The sequence below is a fragment of the Neopusillimonas maritima genome, from assembly GCF_003576595.1.
Taxonomy (GTDB): domain Bacteria; phylum Pseudomonadota; class Gammaproteobacteria; order Burkholderiales; family Burkholderiaceae_B; genus Neopusillimonas; species Neopusillimonas maritima.
Map to the genome: position 1 here is coordinate 98,945 of NZ_NQOU01000005.1, position 20,035 is coordinate 118,979.

The 20,035-nt window shown below is 53.6% G+C and carries 19 protein-coding genes; 17 read left to right on the top strand and 2 right to left on the bottom strand.

What is annotated here, in order from left to right; all coding sequences use genetic code 11:
- Nucleotides 1-7 precede the first annotated feature (7 nt).
- Nucleotides 8-2,608, bottom strand: coding sequence for a [protein-PII] uridylyltransferase (locus CJO09_RS12605; protein WP_119442657.1), 2,601 nt, complete (start codon nucleotides 2,606-2,608; stop codon nucleotides 8-10).
- Nucleotides 2,609-2,632: 24 nt separating this feature from the next.
- Nucleotides 2,633-3,454, bottom strand: a complete 822-nt coding sequence (gene map / locus CJO09_RS12610; RefSeq protein WP_119442744.1) for a type I methionyl aminopeptidase — start codon at nucleotides 3,452-3,454, stop codon at nucleotides 2,633-2,635.
- A 224-nt stretch (nucleotides 3,455-3,678) separates the two neighbouring features.
- Here map and rpsB point away from each other — a divergent pair, with 224 nt between their 5' ends.
- The 17 genes from rpsB (at nucleotide 3,679) to CJO09_RS12695 (ending at nucleotide 20,027) form a co-directional block, all read left to right on the top strand.
- Entirely contained in the window at nucleotides 3,679-4,434 is a 756-nt protein-coding gene (rpsB, locus tag CJO09_RS12615; protein WP_114421702.1) for a 30S ribosomal protein S2, read from the top strand.
- Nucleotides 4,435-4,529: 95 nt separating this feature from the next.
- On the top strand, nucleotides 4,530-5,405 hold the full coding sequence (gene tsf, locus CJO09_RS12620; protein ID WP_119442658.1) for a translation elongation factor Ts: 876 nt from the start codon (nucleotides 4,530-4,532) through the stop codon (nucleotides 5,403-5,405).
- 121 nt (nucleotides 5,406-5,526) lie between these two features.
- A complete protein-coding gene (gene pyrH, locus CJO09_RS12625; protein ID WP_119442659.1) occupies nucleotides 5,527-6,249 on the top strand; it encodes a UMP kinase in 723 nt (240 codons plus the stop codon).
- Nucleotides 6,250-6,269: 20 nt separating this feature from the next.
- Nucleotides 6,270-6,830 carry a ribosome recycling factor gene (gene frr, locus CJO09_RS12630; RefSeq protein ID WP_114421705.1) on the top strand — a complete coding sequence of 187 codons (561 nt, stop codon included), beginning with the start codon at nucleotides 6,270-6,272 and terminating at the stop codon, nucleotides 6,828-6,830.
- Between the two features lie 27 nt (nucleotides 6,831-6,857).
- Nucleotides 6,858-7,619 carry a polyprenyl diphosphate synthase gene (gene uppS, locus CJO09_RS12635; RefSeq protein ID WP_119442660.1) on the top strand — a complete coding sequence of 254 codons (762 nt, stop codon included), beginning with the start codon at nucleotides 6,858-6,860 and terminating at the stop codon, nucleotides 7,617-7,619.
- 14 nt (nucleotides 7,620-7,633) lie between these two features.
- Nucleotides 7,634-8,485 (top strand): phosphatidate cytidylyltransferase, encoded by an 852-nt coding sequence (locus tag CJO09_RS12640; RefSeq protein WP_119442661.1) that lies wholly within the window; start codon nucleotides 7,634-7,636, stop codon nucleotides 8,483-8,485.
- An 8-nt stretch (nucleotides 8,486-8,493) separates the two neighbouring features.
- Entirely contained in the window at nucleotides 8,494-9,711 is a 1,218-nt protein-coding gene (ispC, locus tag CJO09_RS12645) for a 1-deoxy-D-xylulose-5-phosphate reductoisomerase (protein WP_119442745.1), read from the top strand.
- Between the two features lie 45 nt (nucleotides 9,712-9,756).
- The gene (rseP, locus tag CJO09_RS12650) at nucleotides 9,757-11,091 is read left to right on the top strand and encodes an RIP metalloprotease RseP (protein ID WP_119442662.1); all 1,335 of its coding nucleotides are present in this window, start codon (nucleotides 9,757-9,759) and stop codon (nucleotides 11,089-11,091) included.
- 53 nt (nucleotides 11,092-11,144) lie between these two features.
- Nucleotides 11,145-13,481: an outer membrane protein assembly factor BamA gene (gene bamA, locus CJO09_RS12655; RefSeq protein ID WP_119442663.1), complete on the top strand. Its 2,337-nt coding sequence runs from the start codon at nucleotides 11,145-11,147 to the stop codon at nucleotides 13,479-13,481.
- A 62-nt stretch (nucleotides 13,482-13,543) separates the two neighbouring features.
- The gene (locus CJO09_RS12660) at nucleotides 13,544-14,101 is read left to right on the top strand and encodes an OmpH/Skp family outer membrane protein (protein ID WP_114421711.1); all 558 of its coding nucleotides are present in this window, start codon (nucleotides 13,544-13,546) and stop codon (nucleotides 14,099-14,101) included.
- Nucleotides 14,102-14,107: 6 nt separating this feature from the next.
- Entirely contained in the window at nucleotides 14,108-15,196 is a 1,089-nt protein-coding gene (lpxD, locus tag CJO09_RS12665; RefSeq protein WP_119442664.1) for a UDP-3-O-(3-hydroxymyristoyl)glucosamine N-acyltransferase, read from the top strand.
- 44 nt (nucleotides 15,197-15,240) lie between these two features.
- Nucleotides 15,241-15,696 (top strand): 3-hydroxyacyl-ACP dehydratase FabZ, encoded by a 456-nt coding sequence (gene fabZ, locus CJO09_RS12670; RefSeq protein ID WP_114421713.1) that lies wholly within the window; start codon nucleotides 15,241-15,243, stop codon nucleotides 15,694-15,696.
- Entirely contained in the window at nucleotides 15,693-16,487 is a 795-nt protein-coding gene (gene lpxA / locus CJO09_RS12675) for an acyl-ACP--UDP-N-acetylglucosamine O-acyltransferase (RefSeq protein ID WP_119442665.1), read from the top strand. Before fabZ ends, lpxA begins: the two co-directional genes overlap by 4 nt.
- Entirely contained in the window at nucleotides 16,484-17,674 is a 1,191-nt protein-coding gene (gene lpxB / locus CJO09_RS12680; RefSeq protein ID WP_119442666.1) for a lipid-A-disaccharide synthase, read from the top strand. Before lpxA ends, lpxB begins: the two co-directional genes overlap by 4 nt.
- Entirely contained in the window at nucleotides 17,652-18,272 is a 621-nt protein-coding gene (gene rnhB, locus CJO09_RS12685) for a ribonuclease HII (protein WP_179950538.1), read from the top strand. Before lpxB ends, rnhB begins: the two co-directional genes overlap by 23 nt.
- The gene (locus tag CJO09_RS12690) at nucleotides 18,272-19,051 is read left to right on the top strand and encodes a TrmH family RNA methyltransferase (protein ID WP_119442667.1); all 780 of its coding nucleotides are present in this window, start codon (nucleotides 18,272-18,274) and stop codon (nucleotides 19,049-19,051) included. The genes rnhB and CJO09_RS12690 overlap by 1 nt, the downstream gene beginning before the upstream one ends.
- Nucleotide 19,052: 1 nt before the next feature.
- The gene (locus CJO09_RS12695; protein ID WP_119442668.1) at nucleotides 19,053-20,027 is read left to right on the top strand and encodes a calcium/sodium antiporter; all 975 of its coding nucleotides are present in this window, start codon (nucleotides 19,053-19,055) and stop codon (nucleotides 20,025-20,027) included.
- The last annotated feature ends 8 nt before the right edge of the window (nucleotides 20,028-20,035 follow it).

Genomic DNA, 20,035 nt, shown 5'->3' on the forward strand with positions numbered 1-20,035 from the left:
TTGTTGGTTAAAGACTATGCGCAAGCGCTGGGTTGGGGGTGTCGCTTAAGCGGGCCAATAAATTACGTTCGAATTGTAACTGTGCCCGGGGGTGTTCCAGCGCATCGCCTTGAATAATAAATACATCTTCAACGCGGTCGCCCAAGGTGAGTACTTTGGCCATTTGCAGGTTAATGTCGTGGCGGGCAAATACTTGCGCCAGACTGTACAACAAACCGGGGCGGTCGGACGCGGTAACGGCGAGGCGCCACGACTTGGAATTTTCGTCGGGCTGCAATTCAACATTTGGCACGATCGGAAATACACGCGACCGTCGCGACATACGACCAACAACAGGGCGTGGTACTTCGGCATTGTTGGGTAGCGCTTTTTGAAGGGCGTCGGTTAACTCGTGCTCAACCAGGCTGGCCCAGGAACGGTAGTCGGTGTCACGGCTGGGTAGTAAGACAATGAAGCTGTCGAGCGCCCAGCCATGATGTGTGGTGTGAATGCGGGCATCCTGAATGCTTAGGGTGTGTTGATCGAAGTAGGCGCAAATGGCAACGAAAAGGTCGGGACGATCTTTGGCGTAAACCATAATCTGTAAACCTTGATTCTGTCCGATCACACGCGCTTTTACTATCGGCGTTTCCGCATTGACGCGGTAATACAAATGGCGCGTATGCCAGGCTATTTCGGAGGCATCGTGGCGCAGAAAATATGCCACATCAAGCACTTTCCAGAATGTGTCGCGTGCGTCGTCGCGTAAGCCCATTAAGCGAATTTCAGAGCTGGCCGCTTGTTTGCGTTGAGCCAGCACCGTGCCGGTGTCGGGCTGTGCACCACCCAGTGCCTCAAGGGTCAGGTGGTACAAGTCTTCAAGCAATTTGCCTTTCCAGGAATTCCATACTTTTGGGCTGGTACCGCGAATGTCGGCTACCGTTAGCAGATATAAAGCAGCCAGCTGTCTTTCGGTTTTCACATAGCGGGCGAACTCGTGTACCGATTGCGCGTCGGTGAGGTCGCGTTTTTGCGCAAACTTCGACATGGTCAGGTGCTCGCGTACCAGAAACTCCACCAGTGCCGTATCGTCTTTATCCAGGTTGTGGTTTTTGCAGAAGCGACGCACGTCGCGCGCGCCCAGCTCAGAGTGATCGCCGCCCCGGCCTTTCGCGATATCGTGGTAAAGCGCAGCAATATAGAGCAACCATGGTCGCTCCATGTCGGCAATCAGTTGACTGGCCAAAGGATATTCCTGGGCGTGCTCCGGCATAGTGAAGCGTCGGATGTTACGAATAACGCGCAGAATGTGTTGATCAACTGTATAGGCGTGGAACAGATCATGTTGCATTTGGCCCACGATTTTGCGGAATTCCGGCAGGTAGCGCGGCAATATATTCAGCAGAGTCATGCGCCGCAACGCGTGCACAATGCCACGTGGTTGTTGCAGTATTTGAATAAACAGATAACGGTTGATGGGGTTGCGCCGGAATTGAGTGTCAATTAAGCGCCGCGCATGCCACATGGCCCGCATGACTTGTGCCGACAAACCGGTGAGCTCGGCATGTTCCTGCATTACCAGAAAAGCGCGCAACAGCAGGGTGGGGTTACGTTCGAAGGCGTCGGGTAATTGGGTGTCGAGCCGGTTGTAAGCCACACAGAAATCGTCATCCAGCGCGCGCCATTCGCCGCGCGTTTCAGGGAACAGGCGCTCCTCGAAGGTTTGCATCAAAATGGTGTTTAGCTGGTTCACCACACGCGCAGCCCAGTAATAACGCTGCATTAATAGCTCGCTAGGCCGGCGCGTGCGTGTGGCTTCAAACCCGTAAACTTTAGCCAATGAGGGTTGCAGGTCGAACAACAGGCGGTCTTCGCGGCGCCCGGCTAAAAGATGCAGTTCAATACGCAGCCGTTTGAAGGCCAGTTCCGCCCGACGCAGAGCCCGGTACTCGGAAGGGGTCACCAAATCGGTTTGTCCGATTTCGCGCCAGGTTTGCCCGATACCCGAGGCCTGAGCGATCCATAACAACACCATCAAGTCGCGCAATCCGCCAGGCGCCTCTTTGCAGTTTGGTTCTAATGCGTAGGGGGTGTCCTGGTGGCGGGCGTGCCGTTGCTGCATTTCCGACCGCTTGGCCTGGAAAAAAGCACGTGGGTCGCGTTGTGAGGCCATGGTATCGGCCAATTGCGCCGGCAGCGCTTTACTGCCCGCCAGCCAGCGGCACTCCATTAACGCCGTTTCTACAGTAATGTCGTTTGAGGCTTCACGCCGACAGTCTTCAATAGTGCGAACGCTGTGACCCACCTCAAACCCCAGATCCCATAGCGCCGCAACCAGTTTTTCCAGACGCACTTGATCTTCGCTATCAGGCTCGTGCGCCAAAAGAATCAGAACATCAATATCGGAATAAGGATAGAGCTCCCCGCGACCATAGCCACCCACAGCAGCGAGCGCTGCGTCTCGGGGCAACGGTGCAGTTTTGAGGATTTCGCGCAAGGTTTGGTCAGTTACGCGCCGCAAGGCTGTTAATAAAGCTTCCGGGCGTAAATGACGTCGATAGCTTTCAATGACGTTGTGCCGCTTTTGGGTGTATGTGTCGCGAAGCGAATGCAGGTGAGCGAACGTCATTGAAACTAAGTATTGGTGCGTGAGTTAAGAAAGATTAAGTAGCCCATACCCCTTCGCGAAGGCGGGTGGGGTTGGCATGTTTGGCGAAACAGTAAGCACTTCGTATGCCGACTCTGTGACCAGTACGCTGTGCTCCCATTGTGCCGACAAGCTGTGGTCTCGCGTGACGACTGTCCAGCCGTCAGCCAGCTGGCGAATGTCTTTACGGCCGGCGTTAATCATGGGTTCGACCGTAAAAATCATGCCGGGTTCCAACTCAATGCCGGTACCTGCTTTACCGTAATGCAGAATTTGCGGGTCTTGATGAAATTTTTGCCCAACACCATGGCCGCAATATTCGCGAACAACCGAAAAACCCTGTTTTTCGGCATGTTTTTGAATAGCCGAGCCAATGTCGCCCAACCGCGCGCCGGGTTTCACCTGCTCAATGCCCAGCCACATGCATTCATAGGTGGCCTCTACCAGGCGACGGGCAAGAATGGAGGGTTCACCAATATAGAACATACGGCTGGTGTCGCCGAACCAGCCGTCTTTAATGACGGTTACGTCGATGTTCAGAATATCGCCGTTTTTCAGTACCTTTTCGCCAGGAATGCCGTGGCAGATAACGTGGTTCACCGAAGCGCAGATAGCGCCGGGGAACGGTGGATACCCTGGTGGCGCGTAACCCACCGTCGCCGATTCGACGTTGAGTTCGTTGGTAATGTAGTCGAGGCACAGTCGGTCGAGCTCACCCGTGGTGATGCCGGCGCGCACGTGGGTTGCCAGGTAGTCCAGGGTTTGTGCCGCCGCCTGACAGGCAGCGCGCATTTTGTCGAGATCGTGTGGGTCGGTTACCAAAGGAATCATAGGAGCTTGAGCAATTTAAAGAAAAGATAGTAGAATTATAGGCTTTCCTGAATTTGGCGAACATTTAAGCCAACAGGAAAAAATCGCGTGCCCGGTCGAACAGGGTGTTTGATGATGCCGAACTGATTGAAGCTGAAGTTGGGGTTTAAACCAATACAGTAGCAGATTGGCGCAATCAAATCATACGAACCGGGTACAAGACCTAACCCTTGGAGAATATTATGTCTTTAATGCGTGAAATGCTGGAAGCCGGTGTGCACTTTGGCCACCAAACCCGTTTCTGGAACCCCAAAATGGCACCATATATTTTTGGTGCCCGTAACAAAATCCATATCGTCAACCTCGAGCGCACGGTTGAAAAATACCTTGAGGCTGCCAAGTTCATGCGCCAGACGGCTGCGCGTGGCGGCAACATTCTTTTCGTCGGCACCAAGCGCGCCGCTCGTGAAATTGTGGCTGAAGAGGCAACGCGCTGCGGTATGCCTTATGTTGACGCCCGTTGGCTCGGCGGCATGATGACCAACTTCAAAACGGTCAAAACATCCATTAAACGCCTGAAAGACATGGAAGCTCAGAAAGCGGAAGGCACGACTGAGCTGAAAATCAAAAAAGAAGCACTCATGTTCGAACGTGAGCTCGAGAAGCTGAATAAAGCTCTGGGCGGCATTAAAGACATGAACACCTTGCCCGACGCTTTGTTCGTAATCGACGTCGGCTTTCACAAAATCGCCATTGCCGAAGCGCGTACCCTGGGTATTCCCGTTGTGGGCGTGGTTGATACCAACCATTCACCTGACGGTATCGACTACGTCATTCCCGGCAACGATGACTCCACCAAAGCGATTACGCTTTATGCAAAAGGCATGGCGGATGCAGTTCTGGAAGGGCGTGAGCAAAGCCTGAATGGCCTGGTTGAGGAATTGGCCGAAGGCGAAGAAGAGTTTGTCGAGGTTGAAGAAGAAGCGCGCGGCGAGTAATTCCCGATGCGAAACGTCTAATCAGGCGTTTCATTCAACCGTTTACCCGCGCCCCGGTTTTACCCGGGGCGCGTCTTAATGAACTGGAGAATATTGTGGCCCAAATTACCGCATCAATGGTTAAAGAACTGCGCGAAAAAACCGACGCGCCCATGATGGAATGCAAGAAAGCGCTAACCGAAGCTGAAGGCGATCTGGCACGCGCCGAAGAAATTCTACGTGTAAAGCTGGGCAATAAAGCCAGCAAGGCGGCCAGCCGTGTTACCGCTGAAGGCCTCATTACCGTTAACATTGCCGCCGACAGCAAGAAAGGCTCGGTTGTTGAAGTGAACTGCGAAACCGACTTCGTTGCCAAGAACGATGATTTCATTGCTTTTGTAAACGACGTTGCCGCACTCGTTACTGAAAAGAATCCTGCCGACGTTGCCGCGTTGTCGGAATTGGCTTTCCGCGATGGTACGGTTGAATCCGTGCGCACCGGCCTGGTTGGCAAAATCGGTGAAAACATTTCGGTTCGTCGTTTCAAGCGTTTCGAAACCGAAAATAAACTTGCCAGCTATGTTCATGGCGGCAAAATCGGCGTACTGGTCGATTTCAGTGGTGACGACGAGGTGGGTAAAGATCTGGCCATGCACATTGCCGCCACCAAGCCTAAAGCCCTCGATGCCAACGGCGTACCCGCTGAAGACATTGAGAAAGAACGTTCTGTTGCCCAGCAAAAAGCGACAGAATCGGGCAAGCCTGCCGATATCGTCACTAAAATGGTTGAAGGCTCGGTTGCCAAGTTCCTGAAAGAAGTCACCCTGTTGTCGCAACCGTTCGTAAAGAACGACAAGCAAACCGTCGAGCAAATGCTGAAAGCCAACGACGCCGGGATCGCCGGTTTTGCCTTGTATGTTGTCGGCGAAGGGATCGAGAAAAAGTCTGAAGATTTTGCCGCTGAAGTTGCCGCAGCAGCCGGCAAAGCATAAAGTACGGTTACGCGTACTTCGCTTAGCGTATCATTAAGTGTAATAATGCCCGGGCACACTGTGCTTGGGCATTGTTACGCACCTGCGGCTCGGCCGGACTATTTTCTCGGGAAAATTATCTATGACCTCCAGATCGTACAAGCGTGTTCTTCTTAAACTGTCCGGCGAAGCGCTGATGGGTGAAGACGCCTTTGGGATCAACAGAACCACCATTTTGCGAATGACAGAGGAAATTGCCGATGTTGTAGCGCGCCATGGGGTTGAACTTGCCATCGTTATTGGCGGCGGCAATATTTTCAGGGGCGTGGCCCCCGGTGCACAAGGCATGGATCGCGCTACGGCCGACTACATGGGCATGATGGCCACAGTGATGAATGCGCTGGCGCTGCAAGACGCATTGAAGAATCGCGGCGTCGATGCGCGTGTTCAGTCTGCATTGAATATTGATCAGGTGGTTGAACCTTATATTCGACCCAAGGCTTTGCGCTATCTTGAAGAGGGTAAAGTTGTCATTTTCGCGGCCGGCACGGGAAATCCTTTTTTCACCACCGATACCGCGGCTGCGCTGCGAGGTGCTGAAATTGGTGCTGAAGTGGTCTTGAAAGCGACCAAGGTCGACGGCATTTATAGTGCGGATCCCAACAAGGATTCCGACGCCACACGTTATACCCGCATCAGCTTTGATGAAGCAATTGTGCGTCGTCTGGAAGTCATGGACGCAACGGCATTTGCCTTGTGTCGCGATCAAAAATTGCCAATCAAGGTTTTTTCCATCAATAAGCCGGGCGCTCTGGAACGCGTGGTGTCGGGTGATGAAGATGAAGGAACGTTGGTACACGTTTAATCGGAAACAAGGATTGAAGAATGAGCTTGTCTGAAATTAAGAAAAATACCCAGGAGCGCATGGGTAAAAGTATTGAGGCTTTGAAGACCAATCTGGCCAAAATCCGAACGGGTCGCGCTCACGCGGGCATCCTGGATCATGTTCAGGTTGAATACTACGGTTCATTGGTGCCGGTTGGGCAGGTTGCCAACGTTAGTGTGGTCGATGCCCGCACACTGAATGTGCAGCCGTATGAAAAAACACTGGTAGGCCCCATCGATAAAGCCATCCGCGACTCCGACCTGGGTTTGAACCCTTCGGCCATGGGTGAAAGCATTCGTGTTCCAATGCCTGCGCTTACAGAAGAGCGTCGTCGGGAACTGACCAAGGTCGTTAAGGCCGAGGGGGAAGATGCAAAAGTGGCGATTCGTAATCTGCGTCGTGACGCCAACGATGGGGCGAAAAAACTGGTGAAAGACAAAGAAATTTCTGAAGACGACGAACGCCGTATGCAGGATGAGGTTCAAAAACTCACCGACAAGCATGTTGCTGAGATCGATAAAATTATTGCTCAGAAAGAAGCTGAAATCATGACGGTTTAATCCGTTATTCGCTGTTACCCAATTCGCATGACCAAGAGCTCAACGCAAACCATTCCCGAGGCAACAGACACGCCGCAGCATGTGGTGATGATCATGGACGGGAATGGGCGTTGGGCAACCGACCGCTTCCTGCCCCGCACCGCAGGCCATGTGCGCGGGGTGCAGTCGGTTAGGCGGGTGGTTGAGGCCTGTGGTCGAAAAGGCGTTCGATACCTGACCCTTTTTGCATTCAGCTCAGAAAACTGGCGCCGCCCGCAGGAAGAGGTTTCTCTTTTAATGCGTTTGTTTGTACAAACGCTTGAAAAGGAAGTCGACAAACTGGAAGAGCAGGGCGTTCGTTTGCGTGTGGTGGGTGATTTGTCTGCGTTTGAGCCGCGACTTCAAGAGCTCATTAAGGCGGCTGAAAAACGCACAGAGCATAACAACACGCTTCATCTGACGATTGCAGCCAATTATGGCGGGCGTTGGGATATTCTTCAGGCCACTCGCCAAGCTTTGCGCGATTTGCCTGAACTTGCCGCGCATCCCGAAAACTTCACCGAATCGATATTGGCTGAGCGTTTGTCTATGGCTTGGGCGCCTGAACCGGATTTGTTCATTCGAACGGGCGGCGAACAGCGCATTTCAAATTTTCTGATCTGGCAGCTTGCCTATACGGAAATGTATTTTACGTCGGTATATTGGCCCGACTTCGACGCGAATGCGCTTGAAGAGGCTTTTGCGTGGTACCGAGGTCGAGAGCGCCGGTTTGGGCGCACCAGCGCGCAACTGGCTGAAAAGCAATCCTGAGGGAAAGGTCATTCATGCTTTTGCAACGCACGCTCACTGCTATTGTATTAATCGTTGTGTTGCTGGCAGCCGGACTATCGCCGGTGAACTGGCCGTTGCTGGTTTTTTTCGGTGTGGCGGCATCGGCGTGCTTGTGGGAGTGGATGCGCATGACGCTGGGCGGCGGGCGCATGGGCGTACCTGCTGTCGTGGCGCTGGCATTTTTATGTTTAACCCTGTTGGTCAGTTTTCAGGGTGCCGGTGCAGTTGTAAACACTTTCCCGGTCACTGATCGTCTGCGCGGCTTTATGGCGGTGGTTTTGCTGGCCTGGGTCATTATTGCGGGCGCGGGCCTTTATGGTGGCAACGCCACCAAGCCATCCCGCTCACTCGGCTTAAGTCTGTTCGGTTTGCTGTCTGTTTTTGCCGCCTGGCTGGCACTGGTTTATGTGTACGAGCAGGCTGGTGTGGTGTTTCTCGTATCGTTTATGGGGCTGGTTTGGGTTGCCGATATTGCAGCCTATTTTGGCGGCAAAGCGCTGGGGCGTCGCAAGCTTGCACCCTCCATCAGTCCCGGAAAAACATGGGAAGGGGCTTTTTTCGGCGTATTGGGAAGCGTGGTTTGGGTCATTGCCACCCAAGCGTGGCCGGGCAGTTTTGCCGCTTATCTTTTCGGTGAGTTTTCCTGGTGGTTCGTGGTGGTGCTCACCATTGCGCTGGCCGTGCTTTCCATTATGGGAGACCTGTTCGAATCATTGCTTAAGCGCCGTGCCAACATGAAAGATTCCAGCCGTTTGTTACCGGGGCACGGGGGGGCTTTTGACCGTCTCGACGCGTTGCTTCCCATCGCGCCGCTGGCGTATCTGTTACTGACTCGCCCCTTGTGAATATTGCGATGCAACATATTTGTATTCTTGGATCAACCGGGTCAATTGGCGAAAACACTATCGATGTTGTTTTGCGCCATCCCGAGCGCCTGTCAGTTTACGCCCTTAGTGCACATTCTCGAATCGAAAAACTGGTGGCGCAAGCGCTTCAAACGCACGCCAAAGTTGTCGTGGTACCCGATAACGCCGCACGGCGGCGGTTTATTGAAGTCTGGCCTGCCAAAACATCCAACATCCGCCCCGAAATTCGTGTCGGTGCTCAGGCGCTGGCAGACACCGCTGCCGATTCGGCTGTGAGCACCGTCATGGCGGCAATTGTGGGTGCGGCCGGATTGCCTTCTGCGTTGGCTGCCGCCAAAGCCGGCAAGCGCATTCTTTTGGCGAACAAAGAGGCGTTGGTTGCTGCGGGTAGCGTATTTATGCAGGCGGTACACGATAATAAGGCTGAACTTTTGCCTATCGACAGTGAGCATAACGCGATCTTTCAGTGTTTGCCGCAGGAGGGGAAAGCCGATGGCGCGCATCAGGCCGCTCATGGTGTTCGACGCTTGCTTTTAACCGCATCGGGTGGGCCTTTTCGTGAGACACCGATCGAGGCGCTGGCAAGCGTAACGCCTGAACAAGCTTGTGCGCATCCCAACTGGAGCATGGGCCGCAAAATATCGGTGGATTCTGCGACTATGCTGAACAAGGGGTTGGAGGTGATTGAGGCACACTGGTTATTTGCCATGCCGCCCGAACGCATACAAGTGCTGATTCATCCGCAAAGCGTGGTGCACTCCATGGTTGAATATCACGACGGTTCTGTGCTGGCGCAATTGGGGCAACCCGATATGCGTACCCCTATTGCTTATGGTCTGGGCTACCCCGAACGGCTGCAAAGCGGTGTCGGCATGCTTGATCTGGCCGCCTTGGGCCGGCTTGATTTCTATATGCCCGACATGCAGCGGTTCCCATGCTTAAAACTGGCGCTAGACGCGCTTGAGGCGGGGCAGCATGCATGCATTGCGTTGAATGCCGCCAATGAAATAGCGGTGGCTGCCTTTCTTGAGGGCAAAGTGGCGTTCAGTGCGATTGCGCAAATTATTGAGATCGCGTTGAATAAAAGCCAGCCTTTAGGTGGCGGTGATCTACCCGATAGTCTCGATGCAGTATTGGCGTTTGATTCGCTGGCGCGTCGTCATGCAGAACAGGCTTGCCAACATATAATGGCGACTGCCCGTTAAAATGTCGCACCGCGTGTATTCCCGTTTGTTATTTATTGGGTATTTATGATTTTCACTTTGTTGGCGTTTGCCGTTGCGCTTGGCCTGCTTATTACCTTTCATGAGCTAGGTCATTATTGGGTCGCGCGCTGGTGCAACGTCAAGGTTTTGCGTTTTTCCGTGGGTTTTGGCCGGGTGTTGTTACGCAGAACGGACCGCAACGGCACCGAGTGGGCGCTGTCGGCCATTCCGCTGGGCGGCTACGTAAAAATGCAAGATGAGCCCGAGGTGGGGGCAAACGCACAAGAACAATCTCAGGCGTTTAACCGCAAGCCTGTGAGCCGGCGATTTGCTATTGTTGCTGCGGGGCCGGTTGCGAATCTTTTGCTCGCGGCCTTGCTTTATGCCGGTTTAAGTTGGGTGGGAACACAAGAGCCTGCCCCTATTATCGGAGCGCCCGCTGCGCAAACTCAAGCTGCTCAGGCGGGCTTCCAGGCCGGCGATCGTTTGCTTGAAGTCAACGGCACCCCTGTCGAGTCCTGGGGTCAGGCCCGTTGGGCCTTACTTGATGTCCTAACCAGCGGCGGATCCGCCGAAATTCGAGTACAGGGTGAGCACGGCGGCACGGCAACGCGAACATTGCAGGTTGCCGCCTCGAATATGGGTGTGGACGAAGCCGATCCGCTGGCATTGGCCGGGTTGGCCCTGGCCGCGCCGCGTGCCAGGGTAGGCGAGGTGATTGAGAGCGGGGCGGCGGAGGCGGCCGGCTTTCAACCGGGCGACATCATTATGGGCGTGGATAATCAACCCGTTAGTGACGCCAATGCGTTTGTTACCGCCATTCAAGCACATCCTGGTGAGCGTGTACCGGTTACCGTTCTGCGCCAGGGAGCGCAAATTACATTAAATGTGACGCCTCAGGCGGAACAGGGCCCGGACGGGACAACAATCGGACGTATCGGTGTCATGCTGACCGCCGACTTCCCCATGGTGACGGTGCGTTACGGCTTGCTGGGCAGTATTACGCACGGCGTTGAGCGCACATTTGAAACCGCATGGTATTCGTTGAAAATGATGGGGCGCATGCTTACCGGTGAAGTTTCAGTCAAGAATATCAGCGGGCCTGTCACCATTGCCGATTATGCGGGGCAAACCGCACGTATCGGAGTTGCAGCCTATATCAGCTTTCTGGCACTCATTAGTGTTAGTATCGGCATTTTGAACTTGCTGCCTATCCCTATGTTGGACGGGGGCCATTTGATGTACTATTTGCTGGAAATGGCAAGGGGCAAGCCTGTGCCGGATGCCTGGCTCGAAACAGGGCAGCGCATTGGTCTGGGTTTGCTGGTGGCGTTAATGAGTCTGGCTTTTTTCAATGACTTCACGCGCCTTTTCAGTTAACCCTGTTGTACTTTACAATCCACCACCATTTGATCACCTGAGGACTCGCCAGGATGTCGTTTCGTCGTAAGTTTTCGCTCGCTCGCCGCATTATGCCTTTGGTATTCACGGCGTTGCTGGTACCCGGTCTGGCCAATGCATTTGATCCATTTGTTGTTCAGGATATTCGTGTAGAAGGCGTACAGCGCGTTGACCCCGGCACCATTTTTACTTATTTGCCGGTCAAGGTGGGCGAACAATTTACGCAGGAGCAAGCAGCCGAGGCAATCCAGCGTTTGTATGCCACCGGATTTTTCAGCGACGTGACCATCGATACGCAGAATGATGTGTTGGTGGTTCAGGTGAAAGAGCGCCCCACTATTGCGTCGGTTACGTTTAACGGCATGCGTGCTTTTGATACGGAAGTGTTGAACAGCGCGCTGGCGGGTGTGGGTTTCGGCCCTGGCCGGGTGTTCGACAAGGCATTGCTTGAGCAAGCCGAATTTCAGCTCAAGCAGCAGTATTTGTCGGAAGGTAAATACGGCGTGGAAATTACGCCTATTATTACGCCGCTGCCCCGCAACCGTGTGGGTATCAGTTTCGATATTTTTGAGGGCGACGTCGCCACGATCAGTCGTATCAATTTTGTCGGTAATAAGGTCTTTTCGTCGAGTGATCTGCGCGATGAAATGGAGTTGACCACCTCCGGCCTCATGACCTGGTACACAGGCACCGATAAATACTCCAGGGAAAAACTGGAAGGCGATCTCGAAACCATCCGTTCCTTTTATCTGGATCGCGGCTATCTTGAGTTCAGCATGGAGCCGCCGCAGGTCACGATTTCGCCCGATCGGGAAAGCATTTACATCACCATTACCATCAACGAGGGCGAACCCTACAAAGTGCGCAGTGTGAAGCTGGCGGGCGACTTGCTCGGCCTGGACGCACAAATGCAGGAGATGGTTCAGGTAAAAGAAGGCGAAACCTTTTCGGCTGCGAATGCCAATGCCACCGTTGAAGCCATTACCGATTATCTGGGCGGGCTGGGGTACGCATTCGCCAATGTGAACCCTAACCCGGTGCTCGATCGCGAAAACAAAGAAGCGGATTTAACGTTTTATGTTGATCCCGGCCGTCGCGTTTATGTGCGTCGCATTCAAATTGGCGGTAACACACGTACACGCGACGTCGTCGTACGCCGTGAGATGCTTCAGGAAGAAGCTGCCTGGTATGACGCAAACAGTATCAAGGAATCGCGTGATCGCATTGATCGTCTGGGATACTTCAATGAACTGAATGTCGAGACGGCACCGGTGCCGGGTTCACCCGACCAGGTTGACATCAATGTTGACGTTAAAGAAAAGCCCACCGGCCTGATCAATCTGGGCGTGGGTTATGGTTCAACCGAGAAAGTGATTTTGTCGTTCGGTATCAGTCAGGACAATATTTTCGGTAGCGGCAATAGTTTGTCGTTAGACGTCAACACCAGTAAAATCAACCGTACACTGGTTGTTGCCCACACCGACCCTTACTGGACCAAAGACGGCATCAGCAAAACCACGTCGCTCTACTATCGCCGTACGAGGCCATACGACACGCGTTACCGCAACCAGGGTGATTACCGTGTTACCGCCTATGGCGGCGGTCTTAACTTCGGCGTTCCTATTTCCAAGTACGATCGGGTGTTCGCCGGTTTCACATACGAGCACAATAAACTCGAGCTTTACGATCCGCCACAGGCCTATACCGACTTCGTCAACGAATATGGTGAGTCGACCAACGCGCTTATTTTCAACGTAGGTTGGTCAAAGGATACGCGTGACAGCGCCATCGCTCCACGCCGGGGTAGCTTCACCCGTTTGGCAGCCGACTTTTCCACTGGCGATCTGCGCTACTACATGCTGAAAGCGCAACAACAGTACTATTTGCCTCTGGGCCGCAATTTTACGCTTGCATTGAATGCTTCGGCTGACTGGGGCCATACCTATGGCGATAAAACCTTCCCGATCATTAAGAACCTGTATGCCGGTGGTCTAGGGTCCGTTCGTGGTTATGAGGGGGCCTCGCTTGGGCCACGTGACCCGCGTACAGGTAATTACCTGGGCGGTTCGCGCCGCTTCGTCGGCAACGTGCAACTTTACCTGCCGTTCCCAGGAGCCTCTCGCGATCGCACTTTGCGTTGGTTTATCTTTGCCGATGCGGGGCAGGTTTCAACAACCGGAAGTTCACCGTGCTACACCGGTATTGGCGGCAACGTGCAAGACCCATGCGGTTGGCGCTATTCCGCAGGTGTCGGCTTCTCTTGGGAATCACCCATGGGGCCATTGGAAATTTCCTGGGGTAAGGCACTTAACTCGAAACCGGGTGACGATCTGCAGGCATTCCAGTTCCAGATTGGCACCGGTTTTTAATGAAACCTAATTAATGGCACAATAGCTCTTTATTTTCGGCTAATTCGCAAGGTAGATTGTTCATGAAGTCTAAATCTGTATCGACCCTCATTTCCGTCGTTAATCGTTTGGCACGTGCACATCGTGCAATCGCCGTGGCGGCGGTTTTAGGTGCTGTAACACTGGTTTCCGTGCCGTCCGTTCAGGCTCAGGGAACAAAAATTGGCTTTGTCAGCACAGAGCGCATCCTGCGCGACTCCAAACCTGCAAAAGCAGCCCAGGCCAAAATCGAGTCGGAATTCAAAGCACGCGACCAGGAGCTGCAAAACCTGGCAAACCGCTTGCGTAATATGGCCCAGGAGTTCGACAAAGACGCTCCGGTCATGTCTGAGTCCGATCGTATTCGTCGTCAGCGTGAACTGGCTGATCTCGATTCCGACCTGCAGCGCAAGCGTCGTGAATTTCAGGAAGACTTCAATCGTCGTCGCAACGAGGAATTTTCGAATATTGTTGAGCAGGCTGACAAAGCCATTCAGCAGATTGCAGAGAGCCAGGGCTACGATTTGATTATTCAAGACGCCGTTACCGTTAGCCCCCGTGTTGATCTTACCGACCAGGTTCTTCAAGCGTTGGGTGGCTAAAATTTCATGCCGGTGTTGCTCGCGCCTGAACAGGCGCCTTCTTTAACTAATCTGCTGGCCAACGTTAATACGGCAGGGTTGAATACATTTATTGCAGATAACTCACAGCCGGATCCCATTATCCAGGGAATCGGCTCTTTGCAACAGGCGGGGCCCAACGAGATTAGTTTCCTGTCGAATCCTCGTTTGAAGGCAGAGCTCGATCGCTGTAAAGCCGCTGTGGTTATTGTCCCGCCAGAAGTATTTGAAGCGCTGAAAGATCGAGACCTTTCGTATCGGCTGGTTAAGTGCGATCAGCCCTATCTTTTATATGCGTTGCTGGCACAGTGGTTTGATCGCCATCGAATTAGCCGGCTCCCGTCGGGAGTTCACCCCACTGCGGTTATTCATAGCAGTGCACAGCTTGAATCAAACGTCCATATTGGGCCGCATTGTGTTGTTGAAGCGGATGCCCGTATCGGCTCCGGTTCGCGTCTCGGCCCAGGGTGTGTAGTAGGGGAAAAGAGTGTTTTAGGGCACGATTGCCTGCTGCACGCCCGCGTGACCATTTATCACGGTGTTCAAATCGGTAGCCGGGCTATTTTGCATAGCGGCTCGGTGATTGGGGCAGATGGCTTTGGTTTTGCGCCTGACCCATCCAGCCAGGGTGCCTGGGCCAAAATTGCCCAATTGGGTGGTGTGCATATTGGTGACGATGTGGAAATTGGTGCCAATACCACGGTTGATCGCGGCGCGCTCGACGATACGGTTATTGGTAACGGCGTAAAGCTGGATAACCAAATCATGATTGCACACAATGTGCATATTGGTGACCACACCGCCATGGCGGCGTGTGTCGGTGTGGCGGGGTCAACTGTGATCGGCAAACGTTGTACCATCGGCGGGGCGGCGATGTTGTCCGGCCATATCACGTTGGGCGACGATGTCCATGTTTCGGGTGGTACGGCTATCACGTCAAATGTTGCTCAGCCGGGGCGTTACACCGGGGTTTATCCATTTGCCGAGCACGTTCAGTGGCAAAAAAATGCAGCCGTTATTTCCCAGCTTTCGCAGTTGCGACGCCGGGTCCGGGCCTGCGAAAAAAATCAGGATTGAATCGTTTGTATTAGGTATGGCGCGCAAAGCGCTTAGGAATAATTATGGAACTGGACATCAAGCAAATAATGGCGCGCCTGCCGCATCGGTATCCGATGCTGCTGGTTGACCGCGTACTGGAAATGGTGCCGGGTAAAAGTATCGTTGCGATCAAGAATGTTTCAATGAACGAGCCATTCTTCGAAGGTCATTTTCCCCATCACCCAGTGATGCCGGGCGTGCTGATTATCGAAGCGATGGCCCAGGCTTCCGCACTTTTTTCCTTCGAGGGAGACGAAACTGTTAATCCGGGGGACAAACAAATTGCTTACTATCTGGTTGGGGTCGACGGCGCGCGTTTTCGGCGCCCTGTTGTGCCGGGCGACCAGTTGCGTTTGGAAGTCACTGCCGATCGAATTAGTCGCACCATGTGCAAATATACCGGTCGGGCTACGGTTGATGGTCAGGAAGTGGCGGAAGCTAAACTCATGTGCGCAATTCGCGTTCTGGAAGACGCATGACGAATCCGATTCACCCAACGGCACTGGTGGCTCCCGAGGCCCAATTGGCCGATGGTGTCAGTGTTGGGCCTTATAGCATTATTGGTCCAAACGTGAGTATTGATGAAGGCACGCAAGTGGGCCCGCATTGCATTATTGACGGCCATACAACGATTGGGCGTAACAATACTTTTTACCGCTTTTGTTCAATAGGCGGTATGCCGCAAGACAAAAAATACCAGGGTGAACCCACACGCCTGGAAATCGGCGACGGCAACATGGTGCGCGAATATGTAACCATTAATACCGGTACAGTGCAAGATGTGGGTGTTACCCGCGTTGGACACGATAACTGGATCATGGCGTACGTGCACATTGCGCACGATTGCCAGGTGGCCAATCAAACTATTCTGGCTAATAACGTGCAATTGGCAGGACATATTCATATTGGAGACTGGGCTATTATCGGCGGTTCCAGTGCGGTGCATCAGTTTGTGCGTATCGGTGCGCACAGCATGGTTGGCGGCACCAGTTCCATTCGTCAAGATATTCCTCCCTATGTTATGGGCGCCGGCGACCCTTTTCGCCCTGTAGGCATTAACTCCGAAGGCCTCAAGCGGCGCGGTTATGAGCCGGACACGGTGTCTGCACTTAAGGAGGCGTACAAATGCCTGTATCGGCGTCAATTAAATGTCGAGCAGGCGCTTGACGCAATTCGCAAATTACAAGCTGAACGTAGCGCTGCGCATGACGCATTGCAGGTGCTTATCGATTTTCTAACCGCCGACGGGCGCGGCATCGCTCGCTTATGACAACGCGTATCGGGCTGGTTGCCGGGGAGCCTTCGGGCGACCTGTTGGCGGCGCGAATGATGGCGGGACTTACGGAACACATTGAGCAAGCGCAGTTTGAAGGTATTGGTGGACCGGCCATGCGCGCGCAGGACCTGAGCCAGTGGTATCCCATGGATGCATTGTCGGTCTTTGGCTACGTTGATGCCTTGAAACGGCTGCCTGGTTTGCTCCACACATACTCCCGCGTACGTTCGCGCTGGTTAAAAAACAAACCCGATGTGTTTGTTGGTATCGATGCACCCGATTTCAACCTGAGGCTTGAAAAAACGTTAAAGCAAGCCGGCGTACCTACTGTACATTTTGTCGGGCCGTCGATTTGGGCCTGGCGCTATAGCCGCATTCACACCATACGTGAGTCTGTTTCACACATGCTGGTTCTGTTTCCGTTCGAAACCGAGTTATATGAACGGGAAGGCATCCCGGTGACATTTGTTGGGCATCCATTAGCCGACCTGATTCCGGTACAACCCGATCGCCGAGCCGCTCAGGCGCGGTTGGGCCTGGATCCTAACCGGAAAGTGTTAGCCGTTTTACCGGGAAGCCGGGCCTCGGAAGTGCGACTGCTTTCCGCACGGTTCCTGCAAGCGGTGCGGTTATTACAAAAACAATCCCCCGATTTGCAAATTGTCGTTCCCATGGTGAATCAACAACGGCGCCGGGAATTCGAGGCCATTGCGCAAGAGAATGCGATTGAGCATATGTTGATTATCGATCAATCTTTGCAAGAAGGGCGTCCGGCGGCGTGGGAAGCGATGGAAGCCGCCGATGCGGTTCTGGTTGCCAGCGGTACTGCCACATTGGAAACGGCACTCTTCAAACGACCCATGGTCATTTCATATGTTTTGTCACCCATGATGCGACGTCTAATGGCCTGGAAGTCGGGCCAGGAAAAGCCCTATGTGCCCTGGGTAGGTTTGCCTAACGTTCTGTTGCAGGACTTTGTTGTGCCGGAGTTATTGCAAGACGACGCCACCCCTGTGAAGTTGGCTGAGGCTTGTTGGAATGCCTTGTCGGATGAAACCTATGTGGCCGACGTTGAAAAAAAGTTTGAACAATTACATCAAAGCTTGAAGTGCGACACGCCGAAACGGGCCGCAAACGCTATTTTAAAAGTCTTGAATCGTGAAGCAGGCACAACTGTTTGAGTCTCTTTCCAGGTCTGAGTATGTTGCGGGTGTTGATGAAGCCGGCAGGGGGCCTTTGGCCGGCCCGGTTTTCGCGGCAGCGGTCGTGCTTGACCCCGATCGTCCCCTTTTGGGGCTCGCCGACTCCAAAAAACTGTCGCCAGCCCAGCGCGATGTGCTGGCGGATCGGATTCGTCATTCAGCCCTGGCCTGGTGTGTTGCCAGCGCATCGGTAGAGGAAATTGATGAGCTGAATATCCTGCAAGCCACCATGTTGGCAATGCGCCGGGCGTGCGACGGCCTGACGCTTGCCGTATCGGCGTATCTTATCGACGGCAATCGGATACCACATGGTTTAAACGGCCCGGCCGAAGCCATTGTTAAAGGTGACAGTAAAGTGCCCGCCATCTCCGCCGCATCGATCTTGGCGAAAACGGCGCGTGATGCAGTATGTGAAGCGTTACATGAACGGTATCCCGTTTATGATTTTGCACGTCATAAGGGCTACGGTACCGTGTTGCACCGACAGCGTCTGGCCGAGTTTGGGCCGTGCCCGGCACACCGTAAAAGCTTCAGTCCTGTGCGAGACGCCCTTTTGCAACACAAAGGTGTGACGTAATGAAGCAAATCGAGTCGCGAGACAATGCGTTATTCAAAAGCTTTGTTCGGGCTGCCAATGGCAAAAGCCGCAACCAGGCGTGGTTGGAAGGCGTGCACTTGTGTCAAGCCTGGTTGCAGCACGGGGCAACGCCGCCGCAATTTGCTGTTTTCGACACAAGCCGTGTCGACCAAAGTGTTGAAATACAAGCACTGTATCGGGCAGTACCCGACCAATCGAAGGTTTTGCTTGCTTCCGGCCTGATGAAAAAGCTGGACCAGGTAGAAAAGGGGCAGGGCGTAGGTTTTATCGTCGCGCCTCCTGCTGCCGTTATTCCCGAGCATATTAAAGAAACGGTTCTGTGGCTCGATCGTGTTCAGGACCCTGGAAATATGGGCACCCTTTTCCGTACTGCAGCGGCGGCAGGGGTTGGGTCGGTTTATTGTTCGACGGGCTGCGCAGCAGCCTGGTCGCCTAAAGTGCTGCGTAGTGCGCAGGGGGCCCATTTTTCCCTTACCATTCACGAAAATTGTGATTTGCAAGCGTTGTTCAACAGGCTGGAAGTTCCACTTGCGGCTATGACGCTGCAGGGAAGTGTCTCTTTATATCAGGCTAAGCTTCCTCATCACATAGCCTGGTTGGCCGGTAATGAAGGGCAAGGCATTCTGCCGGCGCTTGAAGCGATTGCTCAATTGAAAGTTTATATTCCTCAAGCAAGCGATATTGAGTCATTGAACGTCGCGGCCGCGACGGCAATTTGCCTGTTTGAGCACCGTCGTCGATTTTTATCTGGAGAATAATATGATTTTGGCTGCGCTCGCGATACTGGGTGGTTTCGCGTTAATGATCTGGAGTGCCGATCGTTTTATTGAAGGCGCCGCAGCCACTGCCAAGCATGCGGGTATGCCGTCATTGCTGATTGGAATGGTCATTGTCGGGTTCGGCACCTCGGCTCCGGAAATGGTGGTGTCGGCTATGGCCGCTATCGACGGGAACCCCGATCTGGCGCTGGGTAACGCGCTTGGCTCGAATATTGTGAATACCGGCCTTATCCTGGGGATTACCGCGCTGGTTGCACCGATTGCCGTGCATTCGAAAATCGTGCGCAAAGAGTTGCCGATCCTATTGTTGATTGGCTTGTTTGCCGGTGCGCTTTTCTGGAATGGCGAGCTTAGTCGCTTAGAGGCGTTTATTTTATTGGCGGGCTTTTTTGGCCTTATCGGCTGGACTATCTTCGCGGCAATCAAAGGGCGGGGTGATGCGCTGGAGGTGGAAACAGAACAAGAGTTAACGGCACACCCCATGCCGCTCGGGCGCGCGATTATGTGGTTGTGTATCGGCCTGGTTTTGCTGATTGTCAGTTCGCGCATTCTGGTATGGGGCGCGGTGACGATTGCTCAGTCACTGGGCGTTAGTGATCTCATCATTGGCCTCACAATTGTGGCCTTGGGAACGTCATTGCCCGAGCTGGCCGCCTCAGTCATTGCCGCTCGTAAAGGAGAGCACGACATCGCCATTGGCAACGTGGTGGGGTCGAATATGTTCAACCTGCTTGCGGTAGTGGGCATTGCCGGTGTCATCGCGCCTATGCCGCAACTGTCTCCCGATGTGTTAACACGTGACTGGCCGGTGATGATGGCCATGACGGTCGGCCTGTTCGTTATGGCATATGGTTTTCGGGGTGAAGGCAGGCTCAATCGAATTGAAGGCGTGATATTACTGGCGTCGTATATTGCCTACAACATTTGGTTGTTGAACAGTGTCATGGCGGGCTAATGTCCGCC